Raw genomic sequence first — 14,429 nt, 5'->3', positions numbered from 1 at the left:
CCGTCGTAGGCCGGATAAGATGTAGCCGCCATCCGGCAATAAATTTGTACCCTACATATTATAAAAATGACGAGGACAACATGAGCGACACAACGATCCTGCAAAACAGTACCCATGTCATTAAGCCGAAAAAATCAGTCGCGCTGTCCGGCGTACCCGCCGGAAATACGGCGTTGTGTACCGTAGGTAAAAGCGGTAACGATTTACACTATCGTGGCTACGATATTCTCGACCTGGCGCAGCAGTGTGAATTTGAAGAAGTTGCGCACCTGTTGATTCATGGGAAATTACCCACCCGTGATGAACTCAATGCCTATAAGAGCAAATTAAAAGCGCTGCGTGGCTTACCCGCCAATGTCCGTACTGTGCTGGAAGCGCTGCCAGCAGCATCACACCCGATGGACGTCATGCGCACTGGCGTCTCCGCGTTAGGTTGTACGTTGCCGGAAAAAGAGGGGCATACCGTCTCTGGTGCGCGCGACATCGCTGACAAACTTTTAGCCTCACTCAGCTCAATCCTGTTGTACTGGTATCACTACAGTCACAACGGCGAGCGTATCCAGCCGGAAACTGACGATGATTCGATTGGTGGCCACTTCCTGCATCTGCTGCATGGCGAAAAACCCTCGCAAAGCTGGGAAAAAGCCATGCATATTTCGCTGGTGTTGTATGCCGAACATGAATTTAACGCCTCCACCTTTACCAGCAGAGTGATCGCCGGTACTGGCTCAGACATGTATTCCGCGATTATCGGGGCGATTGGCGCACTGCGCGGCCCGAAACATGGCGGAGCCAACGAGGTATCGCTGGAAATCCAGCAGCGCTATGAGACACCAGATGAAGCCGAAGCGGATATCCGCAAACGCGTGGAAAACAAAGAGGTGGTGATTGGCTTTGGACATCCGGTTTACACCATTGCCGACCCGCGTCATCAGGTGATTAAGCGCGTGGCGAAACAGCTCTCTCAGGAAGGCGGTTCGCTGAAAATGTACAACATCGCTGACCGTCTGGAAACCGTGATGTGGGACACCAAAAAGATGTTCCCCAACCTCGACTGGTTCTCGGCGGTCTCCTACAACATGATGGGCGTCCCCACCGAAATGTTCACACCGCTGTTTGTCATCGCCCGTGTTACTGGCTGGGCGGCGCACATTATCGAACAGCGTCAGGACAACAAAATTATCCGTCCTTCCGCCAATTATGTTGGCCCGGAAGATCGCGAATTCGTCGCAATTGAAAAACGTTGCTAATGCAAAACCTCTAAAGATAAAAACAGGAACCCCTTTTATGTCCGCTCATATTTCGAACATTCGCCCTGAATTTGACCGTGAAATTGTTGATATCGTTGATTACGTTATGAATTACGAGATCACCTCAAAGGTGGCGTATGACACTGCACATTATTGCCTGCTTGATACCCTCGGCTGCGGCCTGGAAGCGCTGGAATATCCGGCCTGTAAAAAGCTGTTAGGGCCGATTGTGCCGGGTACGGTGGTGCCGAACGGTGTTCGTGTACCGGGCACCCAGTTCCAGCTCGATCCCGTTCAGGCGGCATTTAATATCGGCGCGATGATCCGTTGGCTGGACTTCAACGACACCTGGCTGGCCGCTGAATGGGGCCATCCTTCCGATAACCTCGGTGGTATTCTGGCGACGGCTGACTGGTTGTCACGCAATGCGGTGGCGGTCGGCAAAGCGCCGTTAACCATGAAAAAAGTGCTGACTGGCATGATTAAAGCCCACGAAATTCAGGGCTGTATCGCGCTGGAAAACTCCTTTAACCGCGTTGGACTCGACCATGTCCTGCTGGTGAAAGTCGCCTCGACCGCCGTTGTTGCCGAAATGCTCGGATTAACCCGCGATGAGATCCTCAATGCGGTGTCGCTGGCGTGGGTCGACGGACAGTCGCTGCGCACCTATCGTCATGCGCCGAATACCGGCACACGTAAATCCTGGGCGGCAGGGGATGCCACTTCACGCGCAGTGCGTCTGGCGCTGATGGCGAAAACCGGCGAGATGGGTTATCCGTCTGCGCTGACGGCGAAAACCTGGGGCTTCTATGATGTCTCCTTCAAAGGGGAATCGTTCCGCTTCCAGCGTCCGTACGGCTCTTACGTGATGGAAAACGTGCTGTTTAAAATCTCCTTCCCGGCTGAGTTCCACTCACAAACAGCGGTTGAAGCGGCGATGACTCTGTATGAACAACTGCAGGCGGCGGGTAAAACGGCGGCGGATATTGAAAAAGTGACCATTCGTACGCACGAAGCCTGTATTCGTATCATCGATAAAAAAGGTCCGCTGAATAACCCGGCGGATCGTGACCACTGCATTCAGTACATGGTGGCTATCCCACTGCTGTTCGGACGCTTAACCGCAGCTGATTACGAAGACGGCGTGGCGCAGGACAAACGCATTGATGCGCTGCGCGAGAAGATCAACTGCTTCGAAGATCCAACCTTTACCGCGGATTATCACGACCCGGAAAAACGCGCCATCGCTAACGCCATCACCGTGGAATTTACCGATGGATCACGTTTTGAAGAAGTGGTGGTGGAGTACCCCATTGGCCACGCGCGTCGTCGTAATGACGGGATGCCGAAACTGGTCGAAAAATTCAAAATCAACCTGGCGCGTCAGTTCCCGACCCGTCAGCAGCAGCGCATTCTGGATGTCTCCCTGAACAGAGCAAGCCTGGAGCAGATGCCAGTCAACGAATACCTTGATTTGTTCGTTATCTAAACCTGCGTGCGGCAAGGCGTAAGTTCAACAGGAGAGCATTATGTCTTATAGCGATTTTTATCAGCGTTCGATTACGCAACCTGAGTCGTTCTGGGCCGGGCAGGCCCAGCGTATTGACTGGCAGCAGCCGTTTGCTCAGGTACTGGATCATCGTCATCCACCGTTTGCTCGCTGGTTTTGTGGCGGGACGACTAATCTGTGCCATAACGCCATCGACCGCTGGCTGGAGAAACAGCCTGACGCGCTGGCGCTGATCGCGGTTTCATCGGAAACCGAAGAAGAGCGCACATTTACCTTTCGTCAGTTGTATGACGAGGTAAACGTCGCGGCGGCGATGTTGCTGTCGCTGGGCGTACAGCGCGGCGACAGGGTGCTGGTCTATATGCCGATGATCGCCGAGGCGCACATTACGCTGCTGGCCTGTGCGCGTATTGGGGCGATCCATTCCGTGGTCTTTGGCGGATTTGCCTCACACAGTGTGGCGGCGCGGATCGACGATGCCCAGCCAAAGGTCATTGTATCGGCGGATGCCGGGGCGCGCGGCGGCAAGATCCTGCCGTATAAAAAGCTGCTCGATGATGCCATTGCGCAGGCTCAGCATCAGCCGCGCCATGTGGTACTGGTTGATCGTGGTCTGGCGAAAATGGCGTGGGTTGAAGGACGCGACCTCGACTTTGCCGCGCTCCGCCAACAGCATCTCGGCGCACGCGTGCCGGTGGTCTGGCTGGAATCGAATGAAACCTCCTGCATTCTCTACACGTCCGGTACAACCGGTAAACCGAAAGGCGTGCAGCGTGATGTGGGCGGTTATGCGGTAGCGCTGGCGACGTCGATGGACACCATTTTCGGCGGCAAAGCGGGCGGCGTTTTCTTCTGCGCGTCGGATATCGGCTGGGTGGTGGGACACTCGTACATCGTCTATGCCCCGTTGCTGGCGGGGATGGCGACAGTGGTGTACGAAGGGCTGCCAACGTATCCGGACTGCGGTGTATGGTGGAAGATTGTTGAGAAGTATCAGGTCAGTCGGATGTTCTCGGCACCGACAGCTATCCGTGTGCTGAAGAAATTCCCCACCGCGCAGATCCGTAATCACGATCTCTCCTCGCTGGAAGTGTTGTATCTGGCGGGTGAACCGCTGGATGAACCGACCGCGAGTTGGGTAACGGAAACGCTGGGTGTTCCGGTTATCGACAACTACTGGCAGACCGAATCTGGCTGGCCGATTATGGCGATTGCCCGTGGGCTGGACGACCGACCGTCGCGCCTGGGCAGTCCTGGTGTGCCGATGTACGGCTACAACGTGCAACTCCTCAATGAAGTGACTGGCGAACCTTGTGCTGCAAATGAGAAGGGGATGCTGGTGATTGAAGGGCCGCTGCCGCCGGGCTGTATTCAGACCATCTGGGGTGATGACGAACGGTTTGTGAATACCTACTGGTCGCTGTTCTCCCGCCAGGTTTACGCCACCTTTGACTGGGGCATTCGTGACGACGACGGTTACTACTTCATTCTGGGGCGTACGGATGACGTGATCAACGTCGCCGGACACCGCCTGGGCACGCGCGAGATAGAAGAGAGTATCTCCAGCTACCCGAACGTTGCTGAGGTAGCGGTAGTGGGGGTGAAAGATGCGCTAAAAGGGCAGGTGGCCGTCGCGTTTGTCATTCCAAAGCAGAGTGACAGTCTGGAAGACCGCGACATTGCGCATTCTGAAGAGAAGGCGATTATGGCGCTGGTGGACAGCCAGATTGGTAACTTTGGTCGTCCGGCACATGTCTGGTTTGTGTCGCAACTGCCGAAAACACGCTCCGGAAAAATGCTCAGGCGTACGATCCAGGCGATCTGCGAAGGCCGCGATCCCGGCGATCTCACGACCATTGACGATCCGACATCGTTACAGCAAATTCGCCAGGCGATAGAAGAGTAGCCGTGATGAATTGGCCCGGTGGCGCGATGCTTACCGGGCCTGCGACAGCGACATGACACTCCCCAGGCCGGATAAGCGCAGCGCCCTCCGGCGTAGGGTTAGCGCCAACTCAGCTGATAATGATAACGCCCTGCGCTCAACTGAAATTCCGGCGACACTGAAGGGCTCCACGAATCATCCCCGCCGACGCCCATATGGAAACCGTCAATGTTGAGCCATGTTCCTGCTTCCGGCTGCAGCAGATGGCGATGGCTGGTTTCCATCAGCTGCTTCTGGCTGTAACGGCTGATGTTGAACTGGAAGTCACCACGCCACAGATGCTCCCCGTAGCGTAATTCGCGTGTCCCGCAGCGCAGGCCGTTTTCACTCGGGAAGACGTACGGCGTATACATCTCATCCAGCGTCAGATCCCAACGATCAAAACAGGCAGCGCTCAGGCGATCCGGGTAGTTCTCGTGCGGCCCAAGACCCAACCAGTTCACCCGCTCAGCCACCTGCGCCAACTGGCAACTCAGGCCGATACGCGCCGGATGCGGCGTGCCGCTGGACACATCGACATCCACAGTAATCTGCATCTCGCCGTGGCCGTCGAGATGATACGATTTACGGCTGACAAACAGCGTTTCGCCCTGATACTGCCAGGCATGCGCGGTGGTGATAAGGATGCTGTTCGACAGCGCTTCGGCCTCGCATTGCAATAGCCATGGCTCAGCACGGTAATGGCCCGCGGCCTTCCAGCGTTCGACCCAGGCATTAGGATCGATGCGCGTTACTTCGCTGATGCCGATGTCGTTATCCAGCGGCGCGCGGGTAAACTGATCGATTAACGGCGCGAACAGCTGTGCTTCTTCGGCCAGCCAGTATTGCGTCAGTAAGCCAGTCCGGCGGCAGAATTCCCAGCGTTTATCGCTGATGATTACCGTAAACGCGTCATCGCGGATCGTCAGCTGTGGCGCTGTGCTGGTGTGAGGTTTACGCGCCAGATTGAGTTTCTCTTCCAGCTTCCACTGCTGCCAGGCACTGATATGCCCGGCGTCTGACCACGCAGTAGCCTGGGGTTGTTCCACGCGGACTGTCAGCCATAGCTGGCCTGCGGTTTCCGGCATCGGGATAGCCGGCAGGGTGATCAACTGGCGGCCCTGTGGGGCGATATTCAGAGTGATTTTTCCGGCGGCCAGCGGATTGCCGTCCTGGGCGATGGACCAATGCAGGATTTCGTTATCGCTGTGGCGGAACAGGTATTCACTGCGAACTTCAATCTGGCGTTGGGGGCCAGGCAATAGCGTAAACTGGAAAAACTGCTGCGCGTGTTTGGCCTCATACAGCGACGGATGCGGTGTGCGGTCGGCAAATACCAGCCCATCCATGCAAAACTGGCGGTCGTTCGGTGTGTCGCCAAAATCCCCGCCGTAGGCTGACCACGGATTACCGTTGTTGTCATATTTAATGAGCGACTGATCGACCCAGTCCCAGACGAATCCTCCTTGCAGACGCGGATACTGGCGGAATGCCTGCCAGTATTTGGCGTAGCCGCCAAGGCTGTTACCCATCGCATGAGCATATTCGCAGAGGATCAGCGGGCGCTGCTCGCCGGGCATCGACAGCCATTTTTTGATTGACCATTTGGGGACCGCCGGGAAGAGTTGATCCTGGTCTACGCGGGCGTACATCGGGCAAATAATGTCTGTGGCTACGGTATCCGCGCCGCCGCCTTCGTACTGCACCGGGCGAGAGGGATCTTCCGATTTCAGCCAACGATACAGCGCGTCGTGGTTCGCGCCGTGACCGGACTCATTGCCCAACGACCAGATGATGATACTTGGGTGATTGCGGTCACGCTGTACCATGCGCGTGACGCGCTGGCTCATGGCGGGAAGCCATGTTGGGTCGTCGCTCAGGCGATTCATGGGCACCATACCGTGGGTTTCGATATTGGCCTCATCCACCACATACAGGCCATAGCGGTCACACAGGGTGTACCATAGCGGGTGGTTTGGGTAATGCGAACAACGTACGGCGTTAAAGTTGTTCTGTTTCATCAGCATGATGTCCTGCACCATCGTCGCTTCGTCCATCACCTGACCGTTTTGCGGGTGATGTTCGTGGCGGTTAGCACCACGAATCAGCAGCGGTTGACCGTTAAGCAACAGCAGGCCGTTTTCGATGCGGACCTCGCGGAAGCCGACGTCACAGGCCTCGGCTTCAATCAGCGTACCGTCAGCGGTATGAAGCTGCACAACGGCGCGGTACAGATTAGGCGTTTCGGCACTCCACAACGCCGGGTGTTGAACGTGGAGGCGCAGCGTAGTGCGATCATGATAAGCGCCGCGTTCATCAACAATCTCGCTGCCGGGCGGTGAGGTGAATTCGCCAACCAACGTTTCGCCGTTCCACAATTGCAGGGTCACGCGTATATCCTCACGCTCATCGCCTGCTATCCGGACTTCCGCTTCCAGCACCGCACGACTGAAATCATCATTAAAGCGGGTGCAGATGCGTAGGTCACGGATCTGCGTTGCGGGTTTATGCAGCAAAGAAACGTCGCGAAAGATGCCGCTCATGCGCCACATATCCTGATCTTCCAGATAGCTGCCATCGCTCCAGCGCAGCACCATGACGGCCAGGCGGTTTTCGCCGCGCAGCAGATAATCGCGAAGATCAAATTCAGACGGCAGGCGGCTGTCCTGACCGTAGCCGACCCAACGACCGTTGCACCACAGATGAAACGCGGAGTTCACACCGTCAAAAATAATACGCGTCTGACCCTCATCTAACCACACGTCTTCGATACTGAATGTGAGCGAGTAACATCCGGTAGGGTTCTGCGTCGGCACACAGGGCGGATTGACCGGGAATGGATAGGTGATATTGGAGTAGATTGGCGCATCATAACCGCTCATCTGCCAGTTAGACGGTACGCAGAGGGCATCGGCCTGCGGTAAATCATGCTCAAGCCAACTTTCTGGCACTGCCTCTGGTGCGGCAAACCAGGCGAACTGCCACTCGCCGTTTAACGAAATCCGTTGGGATGAAGGCCGGTTGTTACGGGCATCATCCACACAGCGCCAGCTATAAAACGGTGGATGTGCTTCCAGACGGTTTATCTGTGTGACGCCGGGGTTTTCCCAGTCACGGCGCGCCAGTACGGCGGCAAGTGAGTCCGAGCTCAGAGCCATAGCGGTATCTCATATTTGTTATTCGCTCACAATTTAATAAACATAAGGCGTGCGGTGAGACGCTGTAAAGCCGGGCGGGTTTAATGGGTGAACTGACTCACAGTAATTAGCGTTCGCCGGATGGCAGCAGAGACACCTGACGCGCCAGCTGCATCAACGACTCCGCCAGCACCTGAGGCGTGGCGGTTTGTGTGTCAGGCGGCAGTACGGTTTTCCGTTCGACCAGCGTGACCGGCAGCAGCAGATTGCCGGGGGCGGACATTCCCTGCGTAAGCTGCAACAACCGGTCAACGCTGGTCTGTCCGAGAGTGGGGAAATCCTGCCTGATGGTGGTCAGCGGCGGGATGTAGCAGGCACTGTCCTCGGTGTCGTCGTAACCGATCACGGAGATGTCCGCGGCAACTCGTAGCCCAGACTCGCTGATTGCCCGCATTGCGCCCAGCGCCATTTGATCGTTGGCGACCAGCATCGCGGTTGGAATGATACCGTCGTTAAGCATGTGCATGGTTTGATGAAAGCCGGACATGGCACTCCAGTCACCTTCACGTTCCGCAATGGGACGTAGCTGATAGTGCGCCAGATATTTATGCCAGCCGCTATGCCTTAACCTGGCGGAGACCGATGAGTGCGGCCCGGCCAGCAGGGCAATGCGCCGATGTCCGTGTTGAATCAAATGTTCAACGCCGAGTCGTGCGCCGTCATCATGGGAGAAAACGACGCTATTAATCGGCGCCTTGTCAGAGACATCGAGAAACAATACGGGCACCGTGCCGCAGGTGGCGGCGACCATCATGGCGTCTTCTTCATCCAGTGGATAGTTGATGATAAGCCCGGTTACGCGTTGAGAAAGCAGGTTGTGTACCGCGGCTTTACACGCCTCAACGCCACTGCGCTCAACCATGGCGATCACCACGCTGGCGGCAGACTGGTCGGCGCGGCTTTTTATGGCGGCAACGATCTGCGAGGGCGCGTGCAGGGCAAGGTTAGCGGTCACCACGCCAATCAGCGGGGTTTGTTTGCCCGCCAGTTGCTGCGCGACGCGGTTAGGAATGTAATTGAGCTCCGCCATCGCGGCCTCAACTTTTTGCCGGGTTTTGGTGGAAACGTGGCTGGCCTGATTCACGACGCGTGAGACGGTCTGGTAAGAGACGCCTGCATGGTCTGCGACATCGTATAGCGTTACCGGTTTCACATTATTCACCCTGATCATGACATTATCCACGCGCTATCATGCCACAGCGCAGACTATTTTTGGCTATTTGTGGTCGGGTTCTGCGAGGCGCATTCCAGGGACATGAATTGGGCGATGGCAGGTCAACAGCCTTTATGCTTAACATAATGACAGAACAGCAGAAAAGTGAGGACATCGTGAGCGATGCTGCGGCAAACAACATTCTTTCTATCTATCGGCGTCATGCGGAGGCTTTTGCCCGTCAGCGTTCACGCGCGCTGTTTGAAAAAAACTGGCTGGATAAGTTCATCGCGGTGATGGGCGGGCAGGGCCATATTGTGGACATTGGCTGCGGAAACGGTCAGCCGATTGCCGGTTATTTTATCCAGCAAGGTTTGCAGCTAACGGGGATTGATGGCTCGGCGGCGATGCTGGCGCGCGCCCGGCACGTTTTTCCCGCACAGCGCTGGCTGGAGCAGGATATGCGCGAGCTCACGCTAAATGAAACTTTTGACGGTCTGATCGCCTGGGACAGCTTTTTCCATTTAACCCAGTTGGACCAGCAAAAGATGTTCCCCATTTTTGACCGCCTCAGCCATCCCGGTAGCGCGCTGATGTTTACCAGCGGCACGGACAACGGCATCGCCATGGGACAATTTGAGGGGGAGCCACTGTTTCACGCCAGCCTCGCGCCTGATGAGTACCACGCATTGCTGTCGGCACACGGCTTTACGGTGATTGAGAGGGTGATGGAAGATCCGCACTGTACCGGGCACACCATCTGGCTGGCGCAAAAAAGAGGTTAATCGCCGCGAAAGGTTTTACGCCATTCAGCCGGACTGACGCCGAAGTGGGATTTAAAATGCTGCCGCCAGGTGATAGGGGAGAGAAAACCGACCTGTTCGGCAATGCGTTCAACGGGTAACTGACTGGACTCCAGCAAGATTTGGCTGCGGCGCAGGCGCTCGGTAATCAACCATTCAGCCACGCTTGACCCGGTGGCCTTCATAAAATGACGGGTTAGCGTGCGACGACTCATCATCACCCGCTGCGCCAGAACGTCGAGATGATGCGGCTCGTGGAGATGCTGGCGCAAATAGTCGAGCAGGGCGTTGATGCGTTGATCCTGGGTATTTTTCGCTACCGGTTGTTCAATAAACTGTGCCTGACCGCCCTCACGATGCGGTGGCACAATCATCCGTCGGGCAATCTGATTCGCCACCGTGCTGCCAAAACGCTGGCGGATCACGTACAAACAGCAATCCAGCGCGGCGGCGGTACCTGCTGAGGTAATAATGCCGTCGTCATCCACGTACAGGGCGTTGATATCCAGGTGGGCCGCCGGAAAGCGTGCCTGAAAATCCTGCTCGAACTCCCAGTGCGTAGCGGCCCGTTTACCATCCAGTAACCCCGCATAGCCGAGGACAAACGCCCCCAGGCACAGCCCGACAATCTGTGCGCCGTTTTGTCGCGCACGGTTGAGCGTATCAAGCAGGCTTTGCGGTGGACAATGCGCGGTGGTGCCCCACCAGGGGATCACCACGATATCGGCGGCCTCCACCGCTTCATAACCGTGAGTTGCGGTAACGGAGAAACCATCCTGCGAGGAGATGATGCCCGGTTTTTCGGCGCACATCTGTACCTCAAAGCGCTTTTGCGCCGCCATTTTGTCACTGAAAATGATGCATGGCACCGAGAAGTGAAACGGGCTGAAATCTTCCACGGCAACAATGGCGACGTTAAGCGGCTGCATACGATTCCTTTGTCGGGATTAAAATGTCAGGGTTTCCCCATCTTCCGGCACGTTGACGCAATGTTCAATCTGGTTATCACGAGCGTACTCTTTCAGGGCCGCGCGGGTCAGCAGACAGTGGTTAATCGCCTCCATATGGGTCGCTACAATTTGTGCTTCGGGTAAGGTGAAGTGGGTTTTCAGCACATCTTCCGCACCCATGATAATTGGGCCAAACCCGATGACGTGGGCAAAACCCGCGTTCAGAATGACCACGCCGGGCTGGAATGTATGCATGTTGGCTTCCACCTCGTCGCGCCAGAGGGTGTCGCCGACCAGATACAGCGTTTTTTCCGCCGGATGCATAAAGATAACGCCACAGGCATCGCCCAGGCGCTCTGCCATTTGTGGAATCGCATAGGCGCGATCGGAGCCGTGCTGGCCGCCAGTTTTACGCAGAGTGATAGCGCCGACGACGGTATTTTGCGTCAGCACGGTGAGTTGCGTGAAACCCTGCTCCCGCAGCACGTGTGCATCATGGTCATTTTGCACATAGATTGGTTTGTCTTTCGGCACGACACGAGCGGCAACCTCGTCCCAGTGATCTTCATGCAGATGGGTCACGATCAGCGCATCGACATTAAGCAGGGTATCGAGGTCGATGGGCAGGTCGACGGTTGGGTTGCGAATTTCGGCACGTGCGGTTCCGGCAAAACCCGGATATGCGCCTTTCGCTGCCAGCATAGGATCGACCAGAAAAGTCATTCCACCAAAGGTGATGTGCTGTGTGGCATTACGGATTTGCGTGATGTTCATGGTGTGCGCTCTACGTGTTGGGTCAGTGGTGTCATCGTAGAGTGTTGTCCAGAAGATGAATGTGGGCAAATGGGCGACTAACGATGGGATTGGGCCAATTGCAACGCAATGATGTCAGTAGGAGATGGCGGGGCGTTTATCAGCCCTACGGGACGAACCTTTATTTGCTGTTTTTAATCACCGGGTTATTGTCTAAATTATTTAATGTGCTGGAAAATGATTAAAGGTAGTTGATTTAAACTAAGCTTATGTTTCTTTTTGATAGCACTATTTAATTCTCCACTATTGTACCGAACTGAATAAAAATACAGTTAATCAAGTATGGGAAGGTTTATTAAGTACGAAGTGGTTCCAGAAAATATAATGGATAAATGCAACGTATCACAGTGAATAAAACAGATCGCGAACCATGAAATAACAATGCTATCATTCACCCCAGACGCGGCAGGCAACTGCTGGCACACGTATTTACCCCGGAGCACCTGATGAACAACGACATTCCGCTAAAATATTATGATATCGCCGATGAGTACGCGACCGAAGCCGCAAAGCCGGTGAGCGATGCCGAACGCGATGCGCTGGCGCACTACTTCCAGCAGCTGATCACCCGTTTGATGAACAACGAAGAGATCAGCGAAGACGCGCAGCAGGAGATGGCAACTGTGGCCGGAGTTGACGCACAGCGTATTGATGATATCGCGGAGTTCCTCAATCGCTGGGGTAACGAGTAGCCAAAGACAGGGTCTGTGTTTTACACTGCGCGCAAATTGAGTAGGTATGCTCTACGAGTATTCGGTTTAATCAGGCGGAAACAGCAATGAACGGAACAATCACAACGTGGTTTAAAGATAAAGGCTTTGGATTTATCAAAGATGAAAACGGCGACAACCGCTATTTTCATGTGATTAAGGTTGCTAATCCTGAGCTGATCAAGAAAGACGCGGCGGTGACTTTTGAGCCCACCACCAACAACAAAGGCCTGTCTGCCTATGCGGTGAAAGTCATACCCGACAGCAAATACATCTATATCGCGGGCGAGCGCCTGAAGCTCACGGCGATCAAGTCTTACCTGGTGTACAGCGAAGAAGTGCCGGTTGAAACCCGTATCGACAAAGAAAACGCGGTGCTGTCTGTCGGCGTGCTGATGAACAGCATCCGACCGAAATCAGATGTGAAGCCTGGCGAAATGCGCACGCTGAAAAAGCTGGCGATCACTACCTTCCAGGGCACGACGCTGATCTTTTCCGAAGATGAAATCGACATCGACGAGACGGTGAAACTGCTGAAAGTCTGACGTCCTTCAGAGTGAATGAATGCCGAAACGCTGCTCTTTTCAAAAGCAGGGTTTCGGTTTTTTTGATAGCCGTTCATTTAACTCTTTTGTTGTTACCACGGTAGCAAAATCCGCAGCCAGAAGCGCAAGTGTGACATCCAGGATGGTTTTTGCCCCCGGTTCACCGCCTTTCAGTGCAAAACTAATAACAGCATCCTGAATCACGGTCATCTTAAGACCTGCATCAGCCCCCGCTCTAACCGTGGAAGTGACGCAAAATCCAGCGACGGCACCGATAACAATACACGTTGAGAGTTGATGGTCTTTTAAATACGTTAACAGCCCGGTTGAGCTGAATGCGGATGAGGTATTTTTTACAAATACAGGCTCCCCCTGTTTTTCTTCAAAACCTTTTACAGGCTGAGAAAGGGGGGTACTGTGATGCAATAACGATCCCTCTTCGGTGGAGTGATGCCGTATGTGTATCACTGGAATCATGCTGTTTCTGAATATGTCCAGAATGGTTCGCATGTTATCCATTGCGTTATGTGGGAACATTTCCACGCCCTGATTTATTCTGTCTGTCACAAAATTTTGCATATCAACAACCAGTAACGCAGTAGTCATTATTTCTCCTGGGTATAATAAATTAAAAAATGAGATAATTATCACACCTGAAATTTATCTCTTTGTTTAATTAAGCATATCCATGCATTGTTCGCTCTACAGTCATTATGTTATACGCTCCCCGTGGATATAAAATATGATAACGTTGGTTATTTCGCAACCAGCTGAGAGAACAATTGCGAACATCCGTCCCTCGCACAGCGCAGCCAGTCATACCGGACGCCTGTCAGCAGTCGAGCAACCTGCGATGGGCCGAATTAACTCAACGTCCAGCCAGGACGAAAATGAATATTCACACTACATTTTTTGGTGGTTATGTGCAGGGCGTTCATCTATTCTGCTTGCATCAGCGAGCAGGCAGGAGTCACTCTTTGTGGATAATCCGATACTTCAGAAAACCATCATTACCGTTGTTTTTGTTCTGTGGGTAATAAATGAATTCAGGACAAAGAAAAAAAAGCATTCTGACCCTGCCATTGAAGAAGCCGACGCCAGAGAACGCCATGAATGGCGATATCTCAGATGGGGAGGGCGGGCAATACAACTGGCTGCGATAGTGTTTATTTTTGTTCAGCTGATGCAGTTTTTACTGAGATAGCCTTTCACTGGCTGATGCGCTCGACGGAAGTACATGGCTGCCCTGGATGACGGAGGTTCGCCCTGGCCATGCTGGCTTGAATGTCTTTTGAGTGACAGAAGCGGACATTACTAATACGACAGTGTACGAATAAATTTGGGATAGGCTATTTCATGGCACAATAAGACCATATCTGACGCTCTATTACAGACTATTCCCTGTAAAATGTTTGGTTCGACGTGTTAAATAAAATTCGTTTTTAAGATTAAATTTCCGTACAAAACCATAACAATAAAACTTAAGTTTTTTAAGAGTTAATGTGGGTTTTTATCTTTAAATATTTAATGTAAACTACAAATCAATCTCTTTGACAATTTTATGACACTCATAG

General features: G+C 53.9%; 12 protein-coding genes. 7 read left to right on the top strand and 5 right to left on the bottom strand.

The window, feature by feature from the left end:
• Positions 1 to 80 precede the first annotated feature (80 nt).
• From prpC to prpE, 3 genes are read left to right on the top strand one after another with little or no spacing between them, the layout of a single operon-like run.
• Complete coding sequence (gene prpC, locus OGX95_RS05380; RefSeq protein WP_286628582.1) at positions 81 to 1,250, top strand: bifunctional 2-methylcitrate synthase/citrate synthase; 1,170 nt, start codon at positions 81 to 83, stop codon at positions 1,248 to 1,250.
• 37 nt (positions 1,251 to 1,287) lie between these two features.
• Positions 1,288 to 2,739 (top strand): bifunctional 2-methylcitrate dehydratase/aconitate hydratase, encoded by a 1,452-nt coding sequence (locus tag OGX95_RS05375; RefSeq protein ID WP_286628580.1) that lies wholly within the window; start codon positions 1,288 to 1,290, stop codon positions 2,737 to 2,739.
• 40 nt (positions 2,740 to 2,779) lie between these two features.
• Entirely contained in the window at positions 2,780 to 4,666 is a 1,887-nt protein-coding gene (gene prpE, locus OGX95_RS05370; RefSeq protein ID WP_286628579.1) for a propionate--CoA ligase, read from the top strand.
• 98 nt (positions 4,667 to 4,764) lie between these two features.
• Here the strand turns inward: prpE and OGX95_RS05365 are convergent, their stop codons facing one another.
• Both OGX95_RS05365 and OGX95_RS05360 read right to left on the bottom strand, forming a co-directional pair.
• Positions 4,765 to 7,842 (bottom strand): beta-galactosidase, encoded by a 3,078-nt coding sequence (locus tag OGX95_RS05365; protein WP_286628578.1) that lies wholly within the window; start codon positions 7,840 to 7,842, stop codon positions 4,765 to 4,767.
• Positions 7,843 to 7,948: 106 nt separating this feature from the next.
• Entirely contained in the window at positions 7,949 to 9,043 is a 1,095-nt protein-coding gene (locus OGX95_RS05360) for a LacI family DNA-binding transcriptional regulator (RefSeq protein ID WP_286628700.1), read from the bottom strand.
• 125 nt (positions 9,044 to 9,168) lie between these two features.
• On the opposite strand from OGX95_RS05360, the gene OGX95_RS05355 reads away from it, so the two are divergent.
• Positions 9,169 to 9,819 (top strand): class I SAM-dependent DNA methyltransferase, encoded by a 651-nt coding sequence (locus OGX95_RS05355; RefSeq protein ID WP_286628576.1) that lies wholly within the window; start codon positions 9,169 to 9,171, stop codon positions 9,817 to 9,819.
• Here the strand turns inward: OGX95_RS05355 and OGX95_RS05350 are convergent.
• Positions 9,816 to 10,766 carry a GlxA family transcriptional regulator gene (locus OGX95_RS05350; protein WP_286628575.1) on the bottom strand — a complete coding sequence of 317 codons (951 nt, stop codon included), beginning with the start codon at positions 10,764 to 10,766 and terminating at the stop codon, positions 9,816 to 9,818. The genes OGX95_RS05355 and OGX95_RS05350 overlap by 4 nt on opposite strands.
• Before the next feature lie 18 nt (positions 10,767 to 10,784).
• Positions 10,785 to 11,561, bottom strand: a complete 777-nt coding sequence (locus OGX95_RS05345; protein ID WP_286628573.1) for an MBL fold metallo-hydrolase — start codon at positions 11,559 to 11,561, stop codon at positions 10,785 to 10,787.
• Positions 11,562 to 12,046: 485 nt separating this feature from the next.
• Here OGX95_RS05345 and OGX95_RS05340 point away from each other — a divergent pair, with 485 nt between their 5' ends.
• Positions 12,047 to 12,292, top strand: coding sequence for a YmjA family protein (locus tag OGX95_RS05340; RefSeq protein WP_005127954.1), 246 nt, complete (start codon positions 12,047 to 12,049; stop codon positions 12,290 to 12,292).
• A gap of 86 nt (positions 12,293 to 12,378) precedes the next feature.
• The gene (locus OGX95_RS05335; protein WP_048212495.1) at positions 12,379 to 12,855 is read left to right on the top strand and encodes a cold-shock protein; all 477 of its coding nucleotides are present in this window, start codon (positions 12,379 to 12,381) and stop codon (positions 12,853 to 12,855) included.
• 39 nt (positions 12,856 to 12,894) lie between these two features.
• Here OGX95_RS05335 and OGX95_RS05330 read toward each other — a convergent pair whose 3' ends face one another.
• Positions 12,895 to 13,506, bottom strand: coding sequence for a cysteine hydrolase family protein (locus OGX95_RS05330; RefSeq protein WP_286628572.1), 612 nt, complete (start codon positions 13,504 to 13,506; stop codon positions 12,895 to 12,897).
• A gap of 328 nt (positions 13,507 to 13,834) precedes the next feature.
• Here OGX95_RS05330 and OGX95_RS22930 point away from each other — a divergent pair, with 328 nt between their 5' ends.
• Positions 13,835 to 14,059: a hypothetical protein gene (locus OGX95_RS22930; RefSeq protein ID WP_353655419.1), complete on the top strand. Its 225-nt coding sequence runs from the start codon at positions 13,835 to 13,837 to the stop codon at positions 14,057 to 14,059.
• Positions 14,060 to 14,429 lie beyond the last annotated feature (370 nt).

Origin of the sequence: Citrobacter sp. Cu233, assembly GCF_030332225.1 — a bacterium.
Classification (GTDB): domain Bacteria; phylum Pseudomonadota; class Gammaproteobacteria; order Enterobacterales; family Enterobacteriaceae; genus Citrobacter.
This window is presented reverse-complemented; position numbering and strand designations above follow the sequence as displayed.

Bases quoted from the DNA above. Each gene is read 5' to 3' on its own strand.
- OGX95_RS05340 (WP_005127954.1), top strand. From the start codon at position 12,047: ATGAACAACGACATTCCGCTAAAATATTATGATATCGCCGATGAGTAC.
- OGX95_RS05350 (WP_286628575.1), bottom strand. From the start codon at position 10,766: ATGCAGCCGCTTAACGTCGCCATTGTTGCCGTGGAAGATTTCAGCCCG.
- prpE (WP_286628579.1), top strand. From the start codon at position 2,780: ATGTCTTATAGCGATTTTTATCAGCGTTCGATTACGCAACCTGAGTCG.
- OGX95_RS05375 (WP_286628580.1), top strand. From the start codon at position 1,288: ATGTCCGCTCATATTTCGAACATTCGCCCTGAATTTGACCGTGAAATT.
- prpC (WP_286628582.1), top strand. From the start codon at position 81: ATGAGCGACACAACGATCCTGCAAAACAGTACCCATGTCATTAAGCCG.
- OGX95_RS05355 (WP_286628576.1), top strand. From the start codon at position 9,169: ATGCTTAACATAATGACAGAACAGCAGAAAAGTGAGGACATCGTGAGC.
- OGX95_RS05335 (WP_048212495.1), top strand. From the start codon at position 12,379: ATGAACGGAACAATCACAACGTGGTTTAAAGATAAAGGCTTTGGATTT.
- OGX95_RS05365 (WP_286628578.1), bottom strand. From the start codon at position 7,842: ATGGCTCTGAGCTCGGACTCACTTGCCGCCGTACTGGCGCGCCGTGAC.
- OGX95_RS05345 (WP_286628573.1), bottom strand. From the start codon at position 11,561: ATGAACATCACGCAAATCCGTAATGCCACACAGCACATCACCTTTGGT.